This is a genomic window from Chitinophaga sp. YIM B06452 (assembly GCF_039655965.1).
In the GTDB taxonomy this organism is placed as follows: Bacteria; Bacteroidota; Bacteroidia; order Chitinophagales; family Chitinophagaceae; genus Chitinophaga.
On the sequence record NZ_JAWLKY010000001.1, the window covers coordinates 1,208,967 to 1,233,207 of the forward strand.

Below are 24,241 nucleotides of genomic sequence, written 5' to 3' on the forward strand. Positions count from 1 at the left end.
GCATAAAAAAACCGGGGTGCTGCCCCGGTTCCCTCCTATTTTTTAAGACCAATTTCCCTTAACCTTTCATCCAGGTATTCTCCCGCCGTGATCGGCTCAAACTCGGCAGGGTGCTTCGCATCCACGCATCCTTCCAGGCAGGTAAGATCCATGCTGGACTTGGGATGCAGGAAGAACGGGATGGAATACCTCGAAGTATTCCACATCTCGCGCGGAGGGTTCACCACGCGATGGGTGGTGGATTTCAACCGGTTGTTGGTGAGCCGCTGCAGCATGTCTCCCACGTTCACCACGATCTGTTCAGGCAAAGAAGTAACAGGCACCCATTCGCCTTTTTTGTCCAGTATCTGCAAACCGTCTGCAGATGCGCCTACCAGCAGGGTAATCAGATTGATGTCCTCATGCTGCTCCGCCCGTATGGCCGATTTCGGCTCCTGCGTAATGGGCGGATAGTGAATGGCACGGAGGATGGAATTACCGTTATGGATCTTGTCGTCAAAATAATGCTCGTCCAGCCCGAGGTAAATGGCAATGGCCTGCAGCAGCGATCTGCCGGACCTTTCAAAGGCCCTGTATGCTTCAAAGAAAGTAGGCGTGAACTTCGGAAGTTCTTTTACCTGCACGTTATCCGGGTATTCAGATTTGATGGGGTCGCCGTCTTCCACGCTCTGTCCGAACTGGAAAAATTCTTTCAGGTCAGGTGCGTCAAAGCCCTTTGCATGTTCTTTCCCGAAGGAAGTATAACCACGCTGGCCGGCCAGTTCAGGTATCTCGTATTTCTTTTTTACATCTGAAGGCTGCGCAAAGAACTCCTGCACGTACTTGTACAGGTCTGCGATCAGGTCCGCCGGGATGCCATGATTCCTGACGGCCACAAAGCCCACTTCTTCGTATGCCTTGCCTAACTGTTCAACAAATGCGGCTTTGCGCGCAGGGTCTCCGGAGGTGAAGTCTGCCAGGTCAACAGACGGGATGGAATTAACGGTTGCCATATAGTATTGTTTAGGAATACTAAGGTAAGGGAAATTCACCTTCGTGCATGCGCTTATTCCACCAACATTTTTGCCTCTTCAGCGGTAATATCCACCACTGCGTAACGGGCCACCCGGTTGATCTTCATCTCATCCAGGGCGTCCACCATATTGCGGTAGCTGCCGCCTTCCGCCACTTTGATCATCACCACCAGCGCGTCCGCGCTGCCATAGGCCCTGGCCACGCGTTGCTGTTTGTTGCGTATCACATTGCCGATGCCGGTTTGTACGGAAAAATTGCTGCGGTTCAATTTTACCGGCTGCCCGTCCTGCACCGGCATGCCTTCGTACCATGCCACGCTGTTGTTATTTTCCACGAGCAGGGTCAGCGATTTGCTTTCGGGGATGGGTGTGGATTCGCCGTCTGCCGGCATGATCAGCGGCAATGCTTTGGGTTTGGCCATAGTGGTGGTAAGCATAAAAAAGGTGATGAGCAGGAAGCCAAGATCTACCATGGGCGTCATATCCACGCGGGTGGACAATTTCTTGCTGCGCCTGCCGCCCCTGCTGCGGCCGTTTTCGGGGGAAGTGTTCATCTCAGCCATGTTGCATAAGGATTTAAGGTGAAAGGATTTTTACCGGCGGCGGGTGCGACAACCCGCCACCGGTAATTACACACACTGTATTGGTTTTGCTCAATTACCCATTAGATGCGGGGGACGGAACTTTCCATAAGGATAATGAGGGGTGATAAGCAATCTTCTGCGTTGGTATAAAACGAAAACCGTCCCGGTTAAGCCGGGACGGTTTGTATGATCAGTGTTATCATCTCAGTTTAGAACTCCGCGCTCTTGGGCGTGCGCGGGAACGGGATCACATCGCGGATGTTGGTCATGCCGGTCACGAACAGCACCAGCCGCTCGAAGCCCAGCCCGAAACCCGCGTGCGGCGCGGTGCCGAAGCGGCGGGTATCCAGGTACCAGTACAGTTCTTCCACGGGGATGTGCAGCTCTTCCATTCTTCTCACCAGTTTGTCGTAATTCTCTTCACGCTGGCTGCCGCCTACTATTTCACCGATGCCGGGAAAGAGGATGTCCATGGCGCGGACGGTTTTCCCGTCGTCGTTCTGCTTCATGTAAAAGCTCTTGATGGCGGCGGGATAATCCGTCAGGATCACGGGTTTCTGGAAATGTTTTTCCACCAGGTAACGCTCGTGCTCGCTCTGCAGGTCTGTGCCCCACTCGTCTACAGGGAACTGGAACTTCTTGTTCTTATTGGGTTTGCTGTTCTTCAGGATATCGATCGCTTCGGTGTAGGTGATGCGTACGAATTCGTTGTTCAGCACAAATTCCAGCTTCTCGATCAGGCCCATCGGGCTGCGGTCTGCCTGCGGTTTCTGCTTTTCCTCTTCCTGCAGGCGCGCGGCCAGGAATTCCAGGTCTTCGCGGTTATTTTCCAGCGCGTAGCGGATCACGTATTTGATGAATTCCTCGGCAAGGTCCATGTTATCTTTCAGCTCATAAAACGCCATTTCCGGCTCGATCATCCAGAACTCCGCCAAGTGGCGCGCGGTGTTGGAATTCTCCGCCCTGAAAGTGGGGCCGAAGGTGTAAATGTCGCCGAAGGCCATGGCGCCCAGCTCGCCTTCCAGCTGGCCGGATACGGTGAGGTTGGTGGAGCGGCCGAAGAAGTCTTCTTTATAATCGATCTCTCCTTTTTCGTTGAGCGGCGGGTTCTTCATATCCAGCGTGGTAACGCGGAACATTTCGCCCGCGCCTTCCGCGTCAGACGCGGTAACGATGGGCGTGTGCAGGTATACGAAACCTTTGCTGTTGAAGAACTGGTGCACGGCAAACGCCAGCGAATGGCGGATGCGGAACACGGCTCCGAAAGTATTGGTGCGGAAGCGCAGGTGCGCGATCTCGCGGAGGAATTCAAGGCTTTGTTTCTGCGGCTGGATGGGATATACTTCCGCGTCGCAATCGCCGAGGATCTCCAGGATGGCCGTTTTCAGCTCCACTTTCTGGCCTTTGCCGAGAGAAGGGATGATCTCACCGGTAGCGGCAATGGCTGCCCCGCGGGTGATGCGGCGGAAAGTGGCGGGATCCATGTCTGCTTCATTTACCACTACCTGGAGGTTATTATTGGTAGAGCCGTCGTTCAAAGCTATAAACTGGTTATTGCGGAAGGTGCGCACCCATCCTTTAACCGTTACTTCATAGTTTGTTCTGTCGCTAAGCAAAATCTGCTTGATCTTTACTCTTTGGCTCATGATAAATGATAATTTTTTATTGAGCAGCAAAAATAGATAAACCGCCGCATATTTGGCCGGGAATTTGCGCTGGTGAAGGGGAAGATGGCTGGCAGAAGCGGGTTACAGGCTTGAAAATTTTTTGCTATACATTAAGCGGGGTGCCTCAATATTTTTTTGGATAATAGCAAAACTTGTTTTAATCTTGTATTTACAATCTGTCTGATAAGTTCCTTTTTTGCCATCTTCATCAGCAGTCCTTAACTCAAATCGATCCCTATCAATTTAATGATCAAAGCTTTATTATTGACTTAAAACAATTATTTGTTAATTGGTGATGTTGGTATGCAGTGGTACCCACCTTTCGACACTTTCTAAAATTTGACAAACGCAGATGATGTACGACATCTTACAACTGAACGACATGCTCGTTCCTGAACTGCTTGATATTGCAGAAAAGCTGGACATTCCCAACTCAAAAAAACTGGACAAGCAAGCACTAATTTATAAAATACTCGATAAACAAGCGGTGATAGCTTCGGAGGATCAGCAAGGAAACGGAGACGAAAAGAAAGGACGAAAACGAAAGCCTGTCTCGAAAAAAGAAGAATCCGCACCAGCCCCAGCCGCACCTGAAGAACCTACCTCCACCGAAGAAAAGCCCGCCGCAAAAAGAGGACGCAAACCCGCCGCAGCCGCCGCAAAAGTTTCCAAACCAGAAGAAGAAGTTCAGGCACCTCCGCAACCCAAGCGCAAGATCGATATCGACCTCGATATACCTTCACTTACGTTTGATGATGATGATGATATTGTGCTGCCTGCTTTAACGGAAGAGGAAGAAGAAATTGCACTGCCGGAAGAAGTAGCGGAAGAAGACGAGGATGATTTCGTGACCGTGCCCGAAGAGCCCATCACACAGCCGAAAGCGGCGCAGGGCGGGCACAAATATCCCAAGCAGAAAGAACCCGTGTTCAATATAGAGTTCGACGGTGTGATCGTAAGCGAAGGCGTACTGGAAATGATGCCCGACGGCTATGGTTTCCTCCGCTCTTCCGATTACAACTACCTCAGCTCCCCCGACGATATTTACGTTTCTCCTTCACAGATCAAGCTGTTCGGCCTCAAGACCGGCGATACCGTTCGTGGTTCCGTTCGCCCGCCGAAGGAAGGTGAAAAATATTTCGCGCTGCTGAAAGTGGAAAGCATCAATGGTAAATCTCCCGAAGAAGTGCGCGACCGCGTGCCTTTCGATTACCTGACGCCGCTGTTCCCCTTCGAAAAGCTGACGCTGACCACTACGTCCAATAACTATTCCACCCGCATCATGGATATGTTCACGCCCATCGGTAAAGGCCAGCGCGGTCTTATTGTGGCGCAGCCGAAAGTGGGTAAAACGATGTTGCTGAAAGAAGTGGCCAACGCCATCGCCACCAACCACCCGGAGATCTATCTCATGGTAGTGCTGATCGATGAGCGTCCTGAAGAGGTGACCGATATGGAACGTTCTGTGAAAGCAGAAGTAATTGCCTCTACTTTCGACGAACCGGCTGAGAAACACGTGAAAGTATCTGCCATCGCTTTGCAGAAAGCCAAGCGCCTGGTAGAATGCGGCCACGATGTAGTGATCCTGCTCGATTCCATCACCCGTCTCGCACGTGCGCACAACACCGTGGCGCCCGCATCCGGCAAGGTGTTGAGCGGTGGTGTGGAAGCGAACGCCATGCAGAAGCCCAAACAATTCTTCGGCGCCGCCCGTAAGATCGAAAACGGCGGTTCCCTCACCATCCTGGCCACCGCGCTGATAGACACCGGTTCCAAAATGGACGAGGTGATCTTCGAAGAATTCAAAGGGACCGGCAACATGGAGCTGGCGCTGGACCGCAGGCTGGCCAACCGCCGCATCTTCCCGGCGATCGACGTTACGGCGTCTTCTACCCGCCGCGACGACCTGCTGCTGGAAAAAGAAATGCTGCAACGCATTTACATCCTGCGCAATCACCTGGCAGACATGAATACAGAGGAAACAATGAACTTCATGCTCCAGCACATGCGCGGCACCCGCAACAACGAAGAGTTCCTGATCACGATGAACAGGTAAGCATATTGAGATGTATATGTAGAAAACGAAAAGGCCCCGGCATTCCGGGGCCTTTTTCATTTTTGATGCAGCAATAACATAAAAAGGAAGTCCCGCATTGCTGCAGGACTTCCCTTTTTTCAAGTGCTATCTGTGAGGGTATGCTATGGTAATGTCTTTGAGCTCCTCCTGCACTACCATTGGGCCGTGTGGCGGCCGTGGCGGTGTGGGCGGCTTAGGCGGCCTTGCAGGCGGGGCGGGCGGGTGTGGCGGCCGGGGCACTGCACAACTCGCTGCAAAAATCATGATAGCTGCCGCACTTCTTAAGATCCATGCCTTTTTCATATCTCACTGTTTTATGTTCCTTAATGTCGTTTTTTCTGCTGCCCCGGCGCAAAGGGCTTGGCAGATTTAGTGCCGTAGATCTTCTTGGCCTGGCCCGGCGGTATGCGGTTACCATGGGCGTCGTGATAAACAGTACAGCTGCCAAAGATCAGCGTGCCTGCCAGTGCAAGAAGAAGGTACATTCGGTTGTTTTTCATCATCAGGTTAATTATTTCTTAATATTCATTCCCAAAACCCTGCCAAACTTGTCTAAAAAGAAGAAGGGCATTGTCTTTCAACGACAATGCCCTTACATAAAAAGCTAATATCAGACTAGAACAGGAAAGAAACACCTACCTGGAAAGTCTCGGTAAAGGTGAAATCGAAAGTGCTTTCGGTAGCTTCAACGCCGGAAACTTCATTCTTGGCTTTAATGTTGTTGTAGCTCAGGCCGCCAAATACACCTTCCAGTACAAAGCGTTTGTTCACAAAATAGCTGATGCCGGGAACAACGTTCGCATGAATTGATTTTGTGGACGCTGTCTTAACATCATTATTTTTCTGAGTACCGAAGCCATATCCAACGTTTGCTTCACCAAATAATGCCACTTTTTCGCCCAGCATATGGTAGTTGCGTACGAAAACACCGGGAATAATTACGTTTCCTTTAGACTCTGTGTTAGGTTCTACGGTTTTGTTCTTGGTGTTGTTAAAGGAGGAACCTACGAATACACCTACCATCCACTTGTCGCTCAGCGCGTAACCTGCCTTCGGGCTGATGCCGAAAGAAGTGGAAGTCGTTTTGCCATCTACGCCGTCTGTCTTTGAAGAAGAAGTGCTGATACCAACGTTACCACCTACCAGGAAATCGCCTTTTTTAACCTGGGCGTTAGCAAACTGAGTTCCGAAAAGGCCCAATGCGGCCACAATGATCATCTTTTTCATCTGTCGTACAATTTTTAGGTTTAATATGTCAATAATTGATGAACCGAAATATAAGTTGTTCATGATCTGAACTTTTAAAAAAGGAATGAAACCCCGAGCTCAAATTCCCTGGTAAATGCCAGGCCTAAGCCGTTACTCCTGCTTTTGGTATTAGCCAGAATGTCTTCCCATCTCTGGTGCAAATAACTCAGGCCGCCAAACACTCCTTCCACCATAAGATGTTTACCGGCAAACCAGGTAATGCCTGGCTCAATATCCACCGTAAAGTTTTGGAAGTCAGCTGTTTTCACACCGTTATGCCTGTAGCTGCCTTTTGTATATCCTGCATTCGCCTCGCCAAACAATGCGACCTTGTCTCCCAGCATGTGATAATTACGCGCAAAAACGCCTGACGTAAGGCTCTTTTGCCGGCTTTTAAATACATCCGATTTCCCCTTGCTTATATTGCCGGCAGCGTATATACCAACCACCCATTTGTCGGTCAGTGCATATCCCACTTTCGGCGAAAAGTGATACGATGTTCCGGAAGCTTTTGCTTCCGGCTCTTCAGTTTCGGACCACGAAACACCAACCGACCCACCCACCAATATATTTCCTTTCTTCACCTGAGCACCCGCAAATTGAATCCCGGTAAGGCACACGAAGGCCATCACGATAAATTGTTTCATTTTGTCGTACAATTTTTTGGTTAAAAAAAATCAATAACTGGTGAGCTACTTTATATAGCTACAACATGTTGTAAGTAACAAGGGGAAGTAAATGTTGGCTGATGATGGGAGTTATCGTAAACCCTGGAAGAATATGGTCAGTACCATTCTTTCCCGGTTCATGAATTCTTTGATATTATCTGTTTGCTGAAGTTCGAATCCTGCGGCCTGCCATTTGCACCAGATCACCCACAAACCAAACAACACGTGCGTCAGCAAGTCGGCCGTTTTTTCTGGATCATGTTTCTCCGCGATCTCGCCAAGGGCTTTTCCCTTGCGGATAAACTGCGATAAAAACCGGATCTCCGACTGGTGCACCAGTTCCCCCACCTGCCTGTTAAGGCTGCTGGGCTTGTCCGTCACCCATTCATGAATGCCGAACAGAAAATGGTAGTCCAGTAATATCCTTTCCTTAACTGACAGGTACCGGTCTATCACCTCCTTTACAGAAACCGCCTGCTCAAGGCTGCTGCTGATGTCGGTAAAACACTGCGATACGATCTTTTCCACAACTCCCACATAGATCCTATCTTTGTCAGGGAAATAATAATATAAAGAGCCTTTGGAAATCTCCAGGTCTTTCGCAATTTCTTCCATGGTCGTCTTTGCCAGGCCAAAACGTTTGAAACGCTTCAGCGCAGCCTCCAGTATCACTTCCCTTTTCTGATCCTGTTCAGCCATTTCTGAAATGCAAAATCGCCGTTGACTTTTTGACTTTGCGGGTCAAATGTACGAGTAATTTTGATTCAGCAAAAAGAATTTCTTCCCAAATTGCAAAAAACTACTTTAATCGTTATGCGTAAGACAATTGTAATGCAAACATAAAGAAATATTTAATATTTACAATACGTAACTCGGTAAAGAAATGTTAAAACAACAGCGGCAAGGCATTCAGGGATTTACCGGGATAAAATCTCAAGGTAGATAAGCAAAAAAAATGCCCAACAGCAGTAGGTAACCCAATGAGATCGCCAAACTTTTGTTAATAACCTGTTTCTACGCAATAACAAAGGCCGTCCCGCAAAATGCAGAGACGGCCTTTGTCCGTTTTTTCAAATATAAAATTTACCAACCCAGCAGGTACGCGAAGATCAGCGGCGCAACGATCGTAGCATCTGATTCTATCACGAACTTCGGCGTATGGATATCCAGCTTGCCCCAGGTGATCTTTTCGTTGGGCACAGCGCCGGAATAAGAACCGTAAGAGGTAGTGGAGTCGGAGATCTGGCAGAAATAGCTCCAGAACGGAACGTCCGTCCACTCCAGGTCCTGGTACATCATCGGCACCACGCAAATGGGGAAGTCACCCGCAATACCACCACCGATCTGGAAAAAGCCTACGCCTTTACCACCGGAGTTCTTACGGTACCAGTCGCTCAGTTCCACCATATACTCGATACCGCTCTTCATGGTAGAAGCTTTCAGCTCGCCCTTGATGCAGTAGGAAGCGAAAATGTTGCCCATGGTGCTGTCTTCCCAGCCGGGAACAACAATGGGAATATTCCTTTCCGCGGCAGCGATCATCCAGCTGTTTTTCGGATCGATCTCGTAATGTTCTTTCATAGCGCCGCTCAGCAGCAGTTTGTACATGTATTCATGCGGGAAATAACGCTCGCCTTTGGCTTCTGCGTCTTTCCAGATCTTCACGATATGCTGTTGAATGCGGCGGAAAGCCTCTTCCTCGGGAATGCAGGTATCAGTAACACGGTTAAAGCCGCCTTCCAGCAGTTCCCACTCATCCTGCGGGCTGAGGTCGCGGTAATGGGGCACGCGTTTGTAATGCGTATGCGCCACGAGGTTCATAATATCTTCTTCGAGGTTAGCGCCGGTACAGGAGATAATATCCACCTTGCCGGCACGGATCATTTCTGCGAAGGAAATACCCAGCTCCGCGGTACTCATGGCCCCTGCCAGGGTCACCATCATTTTGCCGCCTTCCAGCAAATGTGTTTCATATCCTTTGGCCGCATCTACCAGTGCCGCCGCGTTGAAGTGACGGTAATGATGCTGGATGAATTGAGAAATCGGTCCTTTGTTCATAATCAGTACAATATTTTGCTTGTGTACAAGCCGCAAAAATACAATAATTCAAGGGTTACCGCATAAAAAAACCGTCCCGTGTGAAACGGGACGGTTATACTGACTAAAACTAAAACTAAAACTCGGTTATGCTTTCTGTAACTTTTTCAGTTTGGTAAGGTTACCACCCGGCTCAGCTTTCAGAATGGTCCAGTGGGTGGCGCTTTCGAGCGTGATCACATAAGTGGTGCTGCCTTCTGCGTCATATTCCACTACGCTGTGGATCTTCTGGTCGGGATATTTCTTCATCATCCGTGTAATTACATTCAGCGGCAGTTCCGTGTCTGTAATATAACGGGAGGTGGCGAGCAGGTTCCCTTCCCTGTCGAAATGCGCGGTTACCTTGGAAGCCTTCATGGTAAATTTAGCGACGTATTTGTCGGCTGTATGATACCAGGAAACATCGGCTGCACCTACGAATTCCTTGTTAAATGATTCCATCACTTTTTTATTGTCGATGGTGGCGCCGTCCAGGGCAAAAGCTGCGCTGCTGGTGATTACGGCTGCAAAGGTCAAAATGGCGATAAGTTTTTTCATGGCGGAAAAATTTTATCCTGATTTTTAAATTGATGACTAAATAAAGAACTTGTTTGCTGTTAACGATGTAAAATTACATTCATGGTGACAGGCGGTCAAGCGGATTGGTATGATTGGTTTACAGACATTAAGCCAATGTTATGGATGTTATCACGTATATATAAATCCTCATCGACACGCCCGCTGAAACCCTTGCCAATACAGGGGTTGCGGGGAAAAGTCAAATGTTGCAGCAAAGCGGGTTAAGAGTTTGTTAAAGTGATGGTACGGTGACAGCCGGTAGATGCAACCACCCTGTTTGCAAAAGCGGACATTCCCTCCCGTTAGCGGACAGCCTTGGCGGATTATAACTATCTTCGGTACACGGAAAACCGCGTTTAACGGCCATCCGCCGCTTATTGACCATCAACGCCGCTCAACAGCCCATGAACTATCTCGCCCACGCATACTTATCTTTTCATGATCCGGCAGTGACCACCGGGCAGATGATCGCAGACTTCGTGAAAGGAAAACAACTCTATACTTATCCTGAAGAGATCCGCCGCGGCATCCGTCTTCACCGCGCCCTGGACGAGTTTACGGACCAGCACCCGGCCACGAAGGCCGCCAAAGATATCTTCCGCCCCAGCTGCGGGCTGTACGGCGGCGTGTTCGTAGACATCGTGTACGACCATTTCCTGGCCAATGACGAAGAACGGTTCAACGCATTGACCCTGGCGGCTTTCGCGGAATCCACCTATACAATCCTCCAGGCCCGTCATGATGAGCTGCCGCCGGTGTTCCGGCAGGTATTCCATTATATGCGGACGCATAACTGGCTGTACGGCTACCGGTTCAAAGACGGCGTGCTGCAGAGTTTCACGGGCATGGTGCGCCGCGCCAAGTACTTTCCCCACCCGGTGAGCGTGCCGTTTGGCGTGTTCGACAGCCACTACGCTGCGTTGCAGGACTGTTACGAGAATTTCTTCCCCGATGCCGTTGCCTTTATGCAGCACGAAGGGCTGAAGCCGGGGTACTGACAAAACCCGCTGACATTCAATAATTACCACCCGCCATTTCACTTTTTCGGGAATTTCAGGAAAACACGTAGGTTTGGGGCCTATTTTAAACGAACCTACATTATGAATACGCTCAGATCATTACTGGTGATTGCCGGTATAACCGTTGCATCATTTGCCACAGCCCAGGAAAAGAAAATGCCGCCGGTAGACCCCAGCCCGATGGACATGGCTTATTATCCCGTAATGTACCCTTATGTATGTAAGGTGAAAGGAGAGCCCGGCACGCTGGTAGCCCGCGCCATCTTCAGCCGGCCGCAGAAAAAAGGCCGCCCCATCTTCGGCAACCTCGTGGAATACGGCAAAGTATGGCGCCTGGGGGCGAACGAAGCCACCGAAGTGGAATTCTACCGCCCCGTTACCATTGGCAACAAGCTGATTCCCAAAGGCAGGTACACGCTTTACGCCATTCCTTCCGAAAACAAATGGACTGTGATCCTCAACAAACAGACGGATATCTGGGGAGCTTATAAATATGAACCTTCCCTGGACGTGGTTCGTACAGACGTGCCCGTTGCCACGCCCGACGAAGAACTTGAAGCCTTCAGCATGGTGTTCGAAAAGGCTGCTTACGGCGCTAACCTGCTGATTGGCTGGGATAAAACCCAGGTGAGCCTGCCCATCCGCTGGTCTGAATCAAAGGCCGTAGCAGACAACGCACCGGCTAAAACGCCTAAGAAGAAATCCTGAGAAGCAATATTAACAGCCACAGGCTGAATAACATAGAAAAGGTCCCGGCTAAGCCGGGACCTTTTTTTATTTGGGAGTGAAAGAAGAACGAATAAAAAAAAGCGGTAAGAATACCGCCTTCAGAAATTTTAACCATATCCTATGAAAAACCTACGGTAAAATTAACCCAATAAGGAATACGGGAAAATGCGTTTCTGGTGAATGCATTAATTTACCTCGTAAGTGCGGGGATATGATCCGTATGGTTGTTTCGACTGCGGCAAATCCGCTGAAAGGCCCGTAGAAAAAGGGATTCAGCCCATCCGGCATACTACGTATGTGTTATAGTATAACTACGTGCGCGGTCATGCTGGCGCTGCTAAATTCCTTACCTTTGGTTTTCTCATAAAATATAGCAAACCATGAAGTTAGGAACCAAGCTCATACATGCAGGCGTAGAACCGGACCCTTCCACCGGCGCGATCATGACGCCCATCTTCCAGACCTCCACTTACGTGCAGGCGGCACCGGGCGATCATAAGGGTTACGAGTACGCACGTACGCAGAACCCCACGCGCGACGCTTTGCAGAAAGCATTGGCAGCCATAGAGAACGGTACGCACGGCATCTGCTTCGGCAGCGGGCTTGCGGCCACCGACGCCGTGCTGAAGCTGCTGGCGCCCGGCGATGAAGTAGTGGCTTCCAGCGACTTATATGGCGGCACCTTCCGCATTTTCACCAAAGTGTTCGCCAAATACGGCATCAACTTCCATTTCACCGACCTCCGCGATGCGGAAGCCGTGCGTACCCACCTCAACGCCCGTACGAAGATGATCTGGATAGAAACACCTACCAATCCCATGCTCAACATCATTGATATAGCGGCCGTTGCGGCCATCGCGAAGGAAAAGAACATCCTGCTGGCGGTGGACAATACTTTCGCATCGCCGTACCTCCAGAACCCGCTGGACCTTGGGGCGCACATCGTGGTGCATTCCGCCACCAAATACCTGGGCGGCCACAGCGACGTGGTGCATGGCGCCGTGATCGTGAAAGACGAAGCCCTTGCACAGCAACTTTATTTCATACAGAACAGCTGCGGCGCGGTGCCGGGCCCGCAGGACTGCTTCCTGGTGCTGCGCGGCCTCAAAACGCTGCACGTGCGCATGCAGCGCCATTGCGAGAACGGCGAAACCGTGGCCCGTTTCCTGCGCCAGCATCCTAAAGTGGATAAAGTCTATTGGTGCGGCTTTGAAGATCACCCAAACCACGCCATCGCCAAAAAGCAGATGCGCGGCTTCGGCGGCATGATCTCCTTCACGCTGAAAGATGATAACATAGCGGCTGCGCTGAAAGTGCTCAGTGGCACGAAACTCTTTTCCCTGGCGGAATCGCTGGGCGGCGTAGAGTCGCTGATCGGGCACCCGGCAAGCATGACGCACGCCTCCATTCCAAGGGAAGACCGCCTGAAAAACGGGCTGACCGATTCGCTGATAAGGCTCAGCGTGGGCATAGAAGATGCGGCGGACCTGACGGAAGACCTGAAAAAAGCCATCGGTTAGATTTTAAAAGCTGGGATAAACTGTTTACTTTTAGCACTATACACCTACGCCTCCCCGCCATAGCCGGGAGGTTTCCATATACCGTAACCATGAAGTCCCAACAATTAAAGGAATTTTTAGACGCCAAGGCAGCTTATTACGACCAGCCGGCATTTGTACCGGGGGATCCCGTCAGCATCCCTCACCGTTATACAAAACTGCAGGACATTGAGATAGCAGGGCTGTTTGCCGCCATCCTGGCATGGGGTAACCGCACCACCATCATCAATAAATGCACGGAACTGATGGCGCTCTTTGATAATGCACCCTACGATTTTGTGCGCAACCACCAGGCGCGGGACAGGATGCGGCTCATGGGCTTCAAGCACCGGACATTCAACGGGCTGGACCTGCTCTACTTCGTAGAGTTCCTCCAGCACTATTATACCACCATCACATCCCTGGAATTCGCCTTCAGCGGATATATGAACAGCGAAGACGAGGATGTGCGCAATGCCCTGACCGGCTTTCATAAGATGTTCTTTTCGCTGGAGCATCCTGAGAGAACGAGGAAACATGTGAGCACGCCAGACCGCAACTCGGCCTGCAAACGGCTGAACATGTACCTCCGCTGGATGGTCCGCGATAACAAAAATGGCGTGGATTTTGGACTGTGGAAGCATATTTCCCCCTCCCAGCTGATATGCCCCGTAGATGTGCATGTGAGCCGGGTGGCCGCCAGGCTGGGATTGATCCCTAAAGCCGAAGCCAACTGGAAAACCGCTGTAGAACTGACGGAACAACTACGCCTCCTGGATCCGAAAGACCCGGTCAAATACGATTTTGCACTGTTCGGCCTGGGGGTGATCGAAAAATATGTTTGATCAACGAGAAAGAAAGACAATGAAGAAAATTACCGGACTGGTGGCTTTATGCTGCTTTGCATTAACGCTCTCCGCGCAGGATTATGTGGAGCTGGATTATACCTTTAAACAAGGTGACGGGTTTGAACTGTCGCAGGAAAGCCGCAGCGAGACCTACATTACGGTAAACGAAGTGATCCAGCGCACCACGCGGGATTATAACAACAAAATGACCATTAAAGTGGCGGAAAGCAACTCAGGGCGGTACCTTCTCACCTGGGCCTATACGGACATCAAATTCAACTTCAACGCCAAGAACCAGAATATTTTCGTGGACGCCAAGGTGCCCAATCCCGCGGAACCCCTGCAGGATGCACTGAAGCTCATGCTGGAACAGCCTTTTACCGTAGAGCTGCAATCCAACGGCCTGATCGTAAAAGTAGAGCAGCTGGACGCCGTGCTGGACAAAGCTTCCGCTGCCTTTTCCAAACTCAAGTCCGACGAGCAGGAAGCCTATAAAAAACTGCTGAAAGACCAGTTTGGCACCGATGCCTTCCGGGGCTGGCTGGAACAACTGCTGGTGGTATACCCCGTTCACGGCATCAAGAACGGCACCCAGTGGGAAGAAAGCGTGCCTATCCGCACGGGGCTCAAGGGCCGGGTAGACCTTTACTGGAACCTCCAGCACTGGGACAGCCAGACGGCCAAGGTAAACGGCACCGGCAACATCAAGACCGATAAAGTGGAAACCTTCACCGTGGAAGAAGGCATACAGGCCACCGCCGCCATCGACGGAAAGCTCACCAGCAACTACCTCATCAACCGCGAAAGCGGCTTCCCAAGCATTTGCGTACAGAATACAGAAATGACCGGGGAGTACGTTTATCTCGCCAACCGCAAGAAACAACTCAAAAAAGACCTGAAAGTGCCCGTAAAGATCGTGACCAACGCATCTTACAAGATCAAGCAGGTGAAATAGGATGGAAGACCGTTATCTACAGGAAACAGGCGCCTGGCTGCAGGAGAATGCCGGCATCAGGTTACCTTCGGTGATCAGGCTGGAAGACCTGGAGCAGGTGCTGGCCGAGAAGCTGGAAATACTGGTGGAACGGGACTTTCAGCAATTCGTGCTGCTGCTCTACCAGGTTGATGTGTCCGAGAAAAAAGTAAAGGAGATCCTTTCCACCCAAAACTACCCGGACGTATACCGGAGCGTTGCCCGCCTGATCATAGAAAGGCAGGCCGAAAAGATCAAAAGCCGGGAGATCTACCGCCAGCCCCCGGAAAGCTTTAATAACGACGAAGAAAAATGGTAATAAAAAAGGCTCCCGCGGGAGCCTTTTTGCTTGTAAGAGGAAATCTCAAATTACTTATCGAACATCAGCGATTTTACTTTTTCCTTGTCCTCCTTCTCCTTATCCAGGTCGAAGAAAGTGCCAAACACCCTGTCCCAGAAAGAAGAACTAACGCCAAAGCCTTTGTCGTCGCTCTTGTAGTGGTGCAGGTGATGGTTGCGCCATAACGGTTTCAGGAACTTGAACGGAGGGTTCCAGGCGTGGATGGCGTAGTGCATGGTGCCGTAGATCAGGTAGCCGAGAATGAAGCCGGGGAAGAACATGAAGGCCATGCTCTGCATTACGGCGTACATAATGGCGAAAATAACGGAAGACAGGAGGAGGCTGGGCACCGGCGGCATGAAGAGCCTTTGCTTGTCCCTCGGGTATTCGTGGTGGTTACCATGCAGCACGTAAATGATCCGGATCCACATCGGGCTTTCAGACACCAGGTGGAACAGGAAACGGTGCATGATGTATTCAAAGAAAGTCCAGAAGAAGAGCGCGCCGGCAAATACCAGGCCGATCCTTCCGAGGCTGTTGCCTAAGGTGTTGTAGCTGTAATACAACATGTAGCCCATGATCGGGATATACATCCCCCAGATGATCAGCGGGTGCGTTTTGGTCAGCATTTCGAGATAGCGGCTTTCAAATAACCTAGCCTGTCCTTTATTCTTGATCTTCTCAAATTTCATGACTCCTTCTTTTTAGATTTAAACCATTTTGTAAACAGCAAACAGGAGTAGGGAAACTAATGGTCACTGCTTGGACAATAACCGGGGTATGGTCACAAATGCGTATTCTTTACCCTGCAAATATCGTATCAATTTACTCAAATGAAAATAAAATTTATCTATACGCCTTGGATCAGTACCAATATGTAAGAGGAGGATAAACCCGTTGAGCCCCGCAGGGCGCTGATTTTCAAAGGTGGAAACGGACTCCAGTATATTTTCGCCGGACCGGTAATTTTTACCCATTCCCGGGTAAGTATAATCTGCCGTGCTGCGGGTACCGGGGCTGAAATTGACCAGCTGAAGCCCCAGGCCGTCCGTCCACTGCACAATGGAATCGTTGTACCATTCGTACGGGGGCAGGAAGTAATGGGCGGCCGGTATCCCGAACCGGTCCATGGCCCTGTAGTTCAGCGCAAGGTCTTCTTCAAACTGCCGCCGGGTAACCAGCAGGCTGTCCCTTTTCTCCCAATCGCAATACAGCAGGTGCCTGCCTGAATGGGCGGCCAGGTAATGCCCGTCCCGCTTCAGCCGGTTGATGATGGGCGCAAAAGCGGGCGTTTCATAGAATGTACCGGTCAGGAAGAAAGACGCCGGCACATGGTATTTCTTCAGCACATCCGCGATGTACATACCGCCATCCGCAAACTCATGGCCGGTGAACACCAGCGCGATCTGCTTTTTTGTGGTATCGCCCCGGGTAATGGCCCGCGGCGCCTCTCCCAGGCCGGCAACGGCTTCTTCAAATATCCCCAGGTCAGGCGCGTGGGGGCGTGCCCGTTGCAATTCGTAATTGTAGATGATATCGCCCACTTCCCTGAAAAAGGGGTAACCTTCTTCTTCGTATTCGTATTTGTTGTCGTTCAGCACGCCGTCTCGGTTCACGTAAATGCTGCCGCTGATCATGAACTCGGTCTTGCTCCTGAAGTCCGCATGATAGGCTACATCGGTCAGGAAGCCGTAGCTCCAGCCGGTTTTGTTGAACACCCGGATGTGGGGCGGAATTTTGCCCCTGCCGGCCTTGAACCGGAAGAATTTCGTGTAGCTGTCAAAAAACTCGGTGGTATCATAACCCGGCTTCCTGCTTTCGTAAGGCAGCGCGCCCATATAGCGGTAGAGGAAGCGGTAATCGTCGTTCGTCAGGCGGAACCGTTTATGCTCCGGCATGGATTCCGGGAACAGCACGGATTGCAGCATTTGCTGGAGGTCCGCCAGGGGTGCGTTGTTGTGGCGGGTGAAGTCCATCGGCGTGTTTACCAATTGCTCGTCTTTATTCATATGCGCCCGCCCTACCAATAGTTCGCGGCTGTAATCATATTGAAGCGTGCTTACGGCCGCGGGCTGACTGTATACCAGCTTACCGTCCTGCATAAAACGGATGGGATTGGTATGCCGGTTCTGCTCTTCGTTCATGGCCACAAAGCGCCTCACAATGCGCATTTCAGGGTATCCCTTGCTCCATAACTTCTCATGGATCGTTTGCTGGCCAATGAATTCGTATAGCCGGTTGTAGGCATCGTTGTCGCTGACGAGAAATATTTTTTTGATGTAATTGGCCACCGAAGGAAGGCCGCTGGCGGAGGAAGTGTCCGTCCATACCCGCGTCTGCCCTGTATACCCGCTGTCCGTCAGCATTGGCGTGTATTTATCGATCCCCAGCCCGTTCAGCTTTTCCAGCGCCAGGAAGGCCAGCGGCATTTTAACGGTAGACGCGGGGTTGAAATATTTTTTGTTGTCTACCTGGTAGTAATAATGTTTGAAAGAAGGCCGGTTCTGCGCATCGCGGTTTATCTGCGTATAGATCAGCTGCACCTGGAAGGAATCAGGATGCTGAAGGATATGCTTCAGCCCAGGTGAAGCATGCTCCAGCAAAAGCTTTTCCAGGAATTTGTCCGTGCGCTGCTGCGCCGCTGCGGTAAGGCAGCCAAACAGGCAAAGGAAAGCGGTATATATCCGGTGCATACCTTAAAGCTATAAAAATCCGATATATTTGGCGGAAGAAAAACACCAGAAACCACCATGAAACTTGTTACTTACATCCGGGAAGATGTGGACCAGCTGGCCCTTCTCGTGAACGGACAGCTTTACAACATGCAGGACCTGCACCCCGATCTTCCTTCTACCATGCACATGTTCCTGCAGATGTGGGAAGATGTGATAGACCTTGCGCTGGCTATCGACGGGCAGCTGAAGTCCGGCAAAAGCCCGCGTACCAACGTTCATGGCGTGCCTTATGAAGACGTGCAGCTGCTGGCCCCGGTGCCTTTCCCCACCAGCTGCCGCGACGGTTATGCATTCCGCCAGCACGTGGCTGCGGCGCGCAGGAACCGCAAGGTGGATATGATCCCGGAATTTGACCAATACCCGATATTTTATTTCACCAACCACAACGCCATCCAGGGCCCGGGCGATGTCATGTGCATGCCGGACCATTTCCAGAACCTGGACTTCGAGCTGGAAGCTGCCATCGTGATCTGCAAACGCGGCCGGAACATTACCGCTGCCGAAGCCGACGAATACATCGGCGGGTATATGATCATGAACGACATGAGCGCCCGCCTGCTGCAGATGGAAGAAATGAAACTCAACCTCGGCCCCGCCAAAGGAAAAGATTTCTCCACCGTGATCGGCCCCATGCTCGTAACGCCGGACGAGCTGGAACCTTACCGCATTCCCGCGAAAGAAGGCCATACCGGCAACAATTACAACCTCAGCATGAAATGCTGGGTGAACGGCAAACAGGTGAGCGAAGGCAATATGGGCGATATGGACTGGACCTTTGCCGAGATCGTTGAGCGCTGCGCTTACGGGGCGGACATCATGCCGGGAGACATCATCGGCAGCGGCACCGTAGGCACCGGCTGCTTCCTGGAGCTGAACGGCACCGGCAGGCTGAACGATCCCAATTACACCGCGCAATGGCTGCAGGAAGGCGACATCGTGGAAATGGAAATTGAAGGGCTTGGCAGGCTGGTGAACAAGATCGTTGCGGAAGATTCAGATTTCTCCATCCTTGCCCAGAAAAAGAACGTATGATGAAAGTGACACCCGGTGAAGTGAAAACCGCGCAGCTGCACGCGTACCTGCTCGGTGCGGTGGCGCCGCGCCCGATCTGTTTTGCGAGCACGGTAGATGCGGAAGGCCATCCCAACCTGAGCCCTTTCAGCTTCTTCAACGTATTCGGCTCCAACCCGCCCACGCTGGTGTTTTCGCCATCACGGCGCGTGCGCGACAATACCATCAAACACACCCTCGAAAATATCTACGCCACCCGCGAAGTGGTGATCAATGTTGTGAGCTACGCCATGGTACAGCAGGCTTCCCTTTCCAGCTGCGAGTTCCCGAAAGGCGTGAGTGAATTTGAGAAGTCCGGATTCACGCCGGTGGCTTCTGAAAAAATAAAACCTTTCCGCGTAAAGGAGAGCCCGGTGCAAATGGAATGCGTAGTAAGGGACATTATCGAAACCGGCCAGGGCGGCGGCGCGGGCAACCTCGTGATATGCGAACCGGTGCTACTCCACATCAATGAAAATATCCTGGATGCAAACGGGCGGATAGACCCGCAGAAGATAGACCTTGTGGCAAGAATGGGCGCAGACTACTACTGCCGCGCCTCCGGCGATGCGGTGTTTGAAGTGGAGAAACCGAACCTGAAAGTGGGCATCGGCGTAGATGCGCTGCCGGCGGGCATCCGCAACAGCCACATCCTTACCGGCAACAACCTCGGCCAGTTGGGCAACGTGAGCGAGCTGCCGGCGATAGACGCCACGTTCAACGATGACCACCTTAAGAACATCATTCAATACTACAGCATCAACCCCGATGAAATGGAGAAAGAGCTGCACAGCTATGCAAGACAGCTGCTGGCGCAGAATAAAGTGAATGAGGCCTGGCAGGTGCTGCTGGCGGGGAGCTGACACGGCAAAAAAAGGCTGCTCCCTGTGGGAAGCAGCCTATAGTCAGTAATAAAATTCAATATTGATCAGCTCTTCCCGCCAAACACTTTCTTCAGCAGCTCCGTCGTTCTCGCGCCCGGGTTCTGGCGGATAGCCAGCTCTTCCTTCGCGATCTGGTCGAACAGGGCTTTGATCGCTTTTTCGGTCACATACCCTTTCAGGTCAGGATTCACTTTGTTGAAAGCGATGGGCAGCTCGTTGTATTTGGTTACAATGGTGCTGTAATATTTCGTGGCAGATGTGCGGTTCAGCGCGCTGTCTATCACCGGGGAAAACGCAGCGGTGAGCGATTCCGTGGTCTTGGACTGGAAATAATCCGTGGCGGAACGCTGGCCGCCCCTCAGCAGGTTGAGCGCATCGGTGATGGTCATTTGTTTGATGGCGTTCACAAAGATGGGCTTGGCAAAACCAACGGCTTCCTCAGCCGCGCGGTTGATCTGCAAAATGGCTTTGTCTACCTCACCGCCCAGGCCAATGCTGCGCAGCGTTTTCTCCGCCTTCAGCGCATCGGGCGGCAGCAGTACTTTATAGAGATCGTTTCCAAAAAATCCGTTCTCCTTGTTGAGCAGCGAAATGCCCGCGCTCACGCCTTTTTCCAGCGCTTCCTTGATGCCCATGCCGGCTTCTCCTTCGGTTACAGAACCGGTGCTGGTTCCGGTGCTGCCGGATTTTAAGATGCCGGAGGCTTTCTTCAGTATCTGCGCCCCGGATGAAATACTAAGGCACAATACGCCCGCTGCCAATAACAATGTTCTTTTAAGCATAGCTTCTAAATTGATATAGGTGTTTATTCGTGAATGGAAAGCAAAGGTACATTCGTCTGGAATGCGATCCTTGATGTATGCCCCCGTTTGAATATGCTGTCGAACAGGCCGTGTTTTTTCGGGATGATCAGCAACAGGTCTGCATACTGTTCTTCTGCAAACCCGGTGATAGCGTCCGCGATATTGGGCCTGTCAATAAAATGATACTGCGGGTTGTAATTGTGCAGCATGTTGTCCAGCTCCTGGTTCTCTTCAGGGTGGATATGTTCTTTCCCTTCTTTCTGGATGTTCACCACGTGCAGTTCAGGCTTGAATTCATCCAGTATCCTGAACAGCGGCTCCTTGCGGGTGGTTTTGGCCACTTTGCGGAGGTCGCAGGCGAACACGATCTTGCGGATGGGCCTGAAACTGGCCCTGGTGGGCACTACGATCACGGGGTATGCGGAAGTTTTCACTACGTCTACCGTGTTGGAGCCGACCAGTATCTCTTCCAGCTGGCTGCCGCCGGTGATGCCCATCACGATGATGTCCGCCAGTTCTTCACGGCATACCTGGTCTATATTCGCGGCCAGGAGGTGATTATCCGCCCGAACGTCGAGCCGGATGCCGCCGGGCACGATGGGCGCCAGCTCTGTCTGCATTCTGCGGAGGCCTTCGAGGCTGGAATCCCGGAGGTCTTCCATATTCACCATAGGCACGGCGGTGGGAAGGTCGGGGATGGGAACGATGAGCTCGTAAGCATGATAAAGGATCACCCTTGTTGCGCCCGTTTGCCCTGCCAGCCCGATGGCATACCGGGCGGCGTTGTATGCTGTTTCAGAAAAATCCGTTGGTACGATGATGGTTTTCATGCCGGGAGGTTTTATGATCCTAAAGTTACGCAATAACCGCACCAATCGTTGTAAGAAAGTCATAAATAAATTACAAAAACAATCCATACGCTGTGTTGCCGCCTGCATGAGCAAATCCGCCCGAAAACCTCTATTTTTGCGTTCCAATATCGGGGAGTGCCCGCATTCCCTTTAAAACCAGTATTTATCACGAAAATGAGCGTAACTACCCAACAACAGCTCTCGGAGCAGGAGATCATCCGCCGGGATAAGCTGAAGGAACTGCAAAGCCTGGGCATAGACCCGTACCCGGCGCCCGAATATCCCGTGAATGCCTATTCAACGGATATCAAGGCCGGCTACTCAGAAGAAACGAAGGACCAGTACCAGGACGTATGCCTGGCAGGCCGCATTATGAGCACCAGAGACATGGGCAAGGCTAACTTTGCCGTATTGCAGGACAGTAAGGGTAGGATACAGCTTTATATAAAACGGGACGACATCTGCCCCGGCGAGGACAAGACCCTTTACGACCAGGTGTGGAAAAAACTGACGGACATCGGCGACTTCATCGGCGTGAAAGGATATGCTTTCATTACCAAAACCGGCGAGACCTCCGTGCACGTTAAAGAACTGACCGTTCTCGCCAAAGCCCTCCGCCCCCTGCCGGTGGTGAAGGAAAAAGAAGGCGAGACCTTCGACGCGGTGACCGATCCTGAATTCAAGTACCGCCAGCGGTATGCGGACCTGGTGATCAACCCGCAGGTAAAAGAAGTGTTCATCAAACGCACCCGCCTGATGCAGACCATGCGGGATTTTTATAACGGCCTGGGATACCTGGAGGTGGAAACGCCCATCCTGCAAGCCATTCCCGGCGGAGCCGCCGCGCGCCCGTTCATCACGCACCACAATGCGCTCGACATGCCGCTGTACCTCCGCATTGCCAACGAGCTGTACCTGAAAAGGCTGATCGTGGGCGGGTTTGAAGGCGTGTATGAGTTTGCAAAAGACTTCCGCAACGAAGGCATGGACCGTACCCACAACCCCGAGTTTACCGTGATGGAAATGTACGCCGCCTACAAGGACTACAACTGGATGATGGACACCACCGAAGCCCTGCTCGAGAAAGTGGCCATCAACGTGAACGGTTCCACCAAAGTGACCGCGGGCGATAAAGAGATCGATTTCAAGGCACCGTATCGCCGCGTGAGCATGTACGATGCCATTAAAGAACATACCGGTTTCGACATTTCCAACATGGACGAAGCCGCACTGCGTGATGTATGTAAACAGCTGAACATCCACGTGGAAGCCAGTTCCGGCAAGGGCAAGCTGATAGACGAGATATTCGGCGAGAAGTGTGAACACCATTACGTGCAGCCCACTTTCATCATCGACTACCCCGTGGAAATGAGCCCCCTTACCAAGAAGCACCGCAGCAAAACCGGTGTGGTAGAGCGTTTTGAGCTGATCGTAAACGGCAAGGAGATCGCAAATGCTTATTCCGAGCTGAACGATCCCATCGACCAGCGGCAGCGGTTTGAAGACCAGGTGGAGTTGATGGCCCGCGGCGACGATGAAGCCATGTACATCGACCAGGACTTCCTGCGGGCGCTGGAGTACGGCATGCCGCCGACGTCAGGCATCGGTATCGGTATAGACCGGCTTACCATGCTGATGACGAACCAGCCGAGCATCCAGGATGTGCTTTTCTTCCCGCAGATGCGGCCTGAAAAGCCGGTGATCGCGGATTAAACAGGCATGATCAATATTCTCAGAGAGGCGTTCCAGGTTTGGGGCGCCTCTTTTTTGTGGAAGTTTTACCGTTTTAGTAGGGCTTTAGTAAGTCTTTGGTAGGGCTTTAGTAGGGATACCGTAAGGGAACCGTAGCAAAACAATTTAGGAAAATTTTTATGTATGTAGGGGCTGCCATATTGACACCGCATTGAACAAAAGTTCTTTTCCCCCGTTGATTCTAGAAAGCTTTCGTTATGAAAATAAAGATCCCCACGTTTGCCGCCGTGGTCGTGTTCGCACTGATCTGGCTTTTGTTTGGCATCAACCACCTGGTGAATGCCGGTACCATGGCGCCTATGGTCTCCACCATGCCTGGCGGCATTTTCTGGATATATTTTACCGGCGCTTGTATGATACTGGCCGGTATTTCCATCATCGCCGGCAAATGGACGCGGCCGGCCTGTTACCTGCTGGCGCTGATGTTGCTGGTGTTCATTGCGGCGATACATGTTCCGGCGATGATCAAAGGAGATATGTTTGCGCCGGCCAGTATCCTGAAAGACCTGGGACTGGCGGCGGGAGCTGTTATCACCGGTAATGTGAGAGGTCATATAAAACAATTGGGGCAGTGAAAGAATTCACCGCCCCCTTTAATTTCGACCATATCCTATGAAAAACCAATCCGAATGTAATACCCTTTTAAATCGCCCGCACGCTGCATTTCACAGAACGCGGCTTTTAGCCTATAACCGGTATATTCCTTCGTGTATCCGGTAAAACCTTTGCCGCTGGTATATTTCATTGCCGAATTTGATATTTGATCTTTATTTTCGTTGCCCTGCGGCTGAAATACCCGCATATCAT

At 51.4% G+C, this 24,241-nt stretch carries 25 protein-coding genes; 11 read left to right on the top strand and 14 right to left on the bottom strand.

Annotated elements, in window-relative coordinates; genetic code table 11:
• Positions 1-35 precede the first annotated feature (35 nt).
• The 3 genes from R3I13_RS04605 to asnS all read right to left on the bottom strand — a co-directional run bounded on the left by R3I13_RS04605 (position 36) and on the right by asnS (position 3,243).
• Positions 36-992, bottom strand: a complete 957-nt coding sequence (locus tag R3I13_RS04605) for a 2-oxoglutarate and iron-dependent oxygenase domain-containing protein (protein ID WP_346316750.1) — start codon at positions 990-992, stop codon at positions 36-38.
• 53 nt (positions 993-1,045) lie between these two features.
• Entirely contained in the window at positions 1,046-1,576 is a 531-nt protein-coding gene (locus tag R3I13_RS04610; protein WP_346316751.1) for a biopolymer transporter ExbD, read from the bottom strand.
• Positions 1,577-1,806: 230 nt separating this feature from the next.
• Positions 1,807-3,243 (bottom strand): asparagine--tRNA ligase, encoded by a 1,437-nt coding sequence (gene asnS / locus R3I13_RS04615; RefSeq protein ID WP_346316752.1) that lies wholly within the window; start codon positions 3,241-3,243, stop codon positions 1,807-1,809.
• 376 nt (positions 3,244-3,619) lie between these two features.
• Here asnS and rho point away from each other — a divergent pair, with 376 nt between their 5' ends.
• A complete protein-coding gene (gene rho, locus R3I13_RS04620) occupies positions 3,620-5,320 on the top strand; it encodes a transcription termination factor Rho (RefSeq protein ID WP_346317733.1) in 1,701 nt (566 codons plus the stop codon).
• 344 nt (positions 5,321-5,664) lie between these two features.
• Here rho and R3I13_RS04625 read toward each other — a convergent pair whose 3' ends face one another.
• From R3I13_RS04625 to R3I13_RS04650, 6 genes are all read right to left on the bottom strand, one after another.
• Complete coding sequence (locus tag R3I13_RS04625; protein ID WP_346316753.1) at positions 5,665-5,826, bottom strand: hypothetical protein; 162 nt, start codon at positions 5,824-5,826, stop codon at positions 5,665-5,667.
• 130 nt (positions 5,827-5,956) lie between these two features.
• Positions 5,957-6,568 (bottom strand): outer membrane beta-barrel protein, encoded by a 612-nt coding sequence (locus tag R3I13_RS04630; protein WP_346316754.1) that lies wholly within the window; start codon positions 6,566-6,568, stop codon positions 5,957-5,959.
• Between the two features lie 74 nt (positions 6,569-6,642).
• A complete protein-coding gene (locus R3I13_RS04635) occupies positions 6,643-7,236 on the bottom strand; it encodes an outer membrane beta-barrel protein (RefSeq protein ID WP_346316755.1) in 594 nt (197 codons plus the stop codon).
• 111 nt (positions 7,237-7,347) lie between these two features.
• Positions 7,348-7,956, bottom strand: a complete 609-nt coding sequence (locus R3I13_RS04640) for a TetR/AcrR family transcriptional regulator (RefSeq protein ID WP_346316756.1) — start codon at positions 7,954-7,956, stop codon at positions 7,348-7,350.
• Positions 7,957-8,340: 384 nt separating this feature from the next.
• The gene (locus R3I13_RS04645; RefSeq protein ID WP_346316757.1) at positions 8,341-9,315 is read right to left on the bottom strand and encodes a deoxyhypusine synthase family protein; all 975 of its coding nucleotides are present in this window, start codon (positions 9,313-9,315) and stop codon (positions 8,341-8,343) included.
• A 126-nt stretch (positions 9,316-9,441) separates the two neighbouring features.
• Positions 9,442-9,891 carry a PepSY-like domain-containing protein gene (locus tag R3I13_RS04650; RefSeq protein ID WP_346316758.1) on the bottom strand — a complete coding sequence of 150 codons (450 nt, stop codon included), beginning with the start codon at positions 9,889-9,891 and terminating at the stop codon, positions 9,442-9,444.
• A 398-nt stretch (positions 9,892-10,289) separates the two neighbouring features.
• Here R3I13_RS04650 and R3I13_RS04655 point away from each other — a divergent pair, with 398 nt between their 5' ends.
• The 6 genes from R3I13_RS04655 (at position 10,290) to R3I13_RS04680 (ending at position 15,338) form a co-directional block, all read left to right on the top strand.
• Positions 10,290-10,910: an ACP phosphodiesterase gene (locus tag R3I13_RS04655; RefSeq protein ID WP_346316759.1), complete on the top strand. Its 621-nt coding sequence runs from the start codon at positions 10,290-10,292 to the stop codon at positions 10,908-10,910.
• Positions 10,911-11,012: 102 nt separating this feature from the next.
• Complete coding sequence (locus R3I13_RS04660; RefSeq protein ID WP_346316760.1) at positions 11,013-11,639, top strand: DUF2911 domain-containing protein; 627 nt, start codon at positions 11,013-11,015, stop codon at positions 11,637-11,639.
• Positions 11,640-12,040: 401 nt separating this feature from the next.
• Positions 12,041-13,180, top strand: coding sequence for a cystathionine gamma-synthase (locus R3I13_RS04665; protein WP_346316761.1), 1,140 nt, complete (start codon positions 12,041-12,043; stop codon positions 13,178-13,180).
• An 89-nt stretch (positions 13,181-13,269) separates the two neighbouring features.
• Entirely contained in the window at positions 13,270-14,043 is a 774-nt protein-coding gene (locus R3I13_RS04670) for a TIGR02757 family protein (RefSeq protein ID WP_346316762.1), read from the top strand.
• Positions 14,044-14,062: 19 nt separating this feature from the next.
• Positions 14,063-15,001: a DUF6263 family protein gene (locus tag R3I13_RS04675; protein ID WP_346316763.1), complete on the top strand. Its 939-nt coding sequence runs from the start codon at positions 14,063-14,065 to the stop codon at positions 14,999-15,001.
• A gap of 1 nt (position 15,002) precedes the next feature.
• Positions 15,003-15,338 (top strand): hypothetical protein, encoded by a 336-nt coding sequence (locus tag R3I13_RS04680; RefSeq protein ID WP_346316764.1) that lies wholly within the window; start codon positions 15,003-15,005, stop codon positions 15,336-15,338.
• Positions 15,339-15,388: 50 nt separating this feature from the next.
• On the opposite strand, the gene R3I13_RS04685 is transcribed toward R3I13_RS04680, so the two are convergent.
• Positions 15,389-16,051 carry a sterol desaturase family protein gene (locus tag R3I13_RS04685; RefSeq protein WP_346316765.1) on the bottom strand — a complete coding sequence of 221 codons (663 nt, stop codon included), beginning with the start codon at positions 16,049-16,051 and terminating at the stop codon, positions 15,389-15,391.
• Between the two features lie 63 nt (positions 16,052-16,114).
• Positions 16,115-18,052: a serine hydrolase gene (locus R3I13_RS04690; protein ID WP_346316766.1), complete on the bottom strand. Its 1,938-nt coding sequence runs from the start codon at positions 18,050-18,052 to the stop codon at positions 16,115-16,117.
• 57 nt (positions 18,053-18,109) lie between these two features.
• Between R3I13_RS04690 and R3I13_RS04695 the strand changes: the two genes are divergently transcribed.
• Together R3I13_RS04695 and R3I13_RS04700 are read left to right on the top strand one after the other, a co-directional pair.
• A complete protein-coding gene (locus R3I13_RS04695; RefSeq protein WP_346316767.1) occupies positions 18,110-19,126 on the top strand; it encodes a fumarylacetoacetate hydrolase family protein in 1,017 nt (338 codons plus the stop codon).
• The gene (locus tag R3I13_RS04700; RefSeq protein ID WP_346316768.1) at positions 19,123-20,007 is read left to right on the top strand and encodes a flavin reductase family protein; all 885 of its coding nucleotides are present in this window, start codon (positions 19,123-19,125) and stop codon (positions 20,005-20,007) included. Before R3I13_RS04695 ends, R3I13_RS04700 begins: the two co-directional genes overlap by 4 nt.
• A 65-nt stretch (positions 20,008-20,072) precedes the next feature.
• Here the strand turns inward: R3I13_RS04700 and R3I13_RS04705 are convergent, their stop codons facing one another.
• Both R3I13_RS04705 and R3I13_RS04710 read right to left on the bottom strand, forming a co-directional pair.
• A complete protein-coding gene (locus R3I13_RS04705; RefSeq protein ID WP_346316769.1) occupies positions 20,073-20,810 on the bottom strand; it encodes a DUF4197 domain-containing protein in 738 nt (245 codons plus the stop codon).
• Between the two features lie 23 nt (positions 20,811-20,833).
• Positions 20,834-21,661, bottom strand: a complete 828-nt coding sequence (locus R3I13_RS04710; RefSeq protein ID WP_346316770.1) for a universal stress protein — start codon at positions 21,659-21,661, stop codon at positions 20,834-20,836.
• A 195-nt stretch (positions 21,662-21,856) separates the two neighbouring features.
• Here R3I13_RS04710 and lysS point away from each other — a divergent pair, with 195 nt between their 5' ends.
• Both lysS and R3I13_RS04720 read left to right on the top strand, forming a co-directional pair.
• Positions 21,857-23,395, top strand: a complete 1,539-nt coding sequence (gene lysS, locus R3I13_RS04715; protein ID WP_346316771.1) for a lysine--tRNA ligase — start codon at positions 21,857-21,859, stop codon at positions 23,393-23,395.
• Positions 23,396-23,631: 236 nt separating this feature from the next.
• A complete protein-coding gene (locus R3I13_RS04720) occupies positions 23,632-24,009 on the top strand; it encodes a hypothetical protein (protein ID WP_346316772.1) in 378 nt (125 codons plus the stop codon).
• A 35-nt stretch (positions 24,010-24,044) separates the two neighbouring features.
• On the opposite strand, the gene R3I13_RS04725 is transcribed toward R3I13_RS04720, so the two are convergent.
• Positions 24,045-24,236, bottom strand: a complete 192-nt coding sequence (locus tag R3I13_RS04725; protein ID WP_346316773.1) for a hypothetical protein — start codon at positions 24,234-24,236, stop codon at positions 24,045-24,047.
• Positions 24,237-24,241 lie beyond the last annotated feature (5 nt).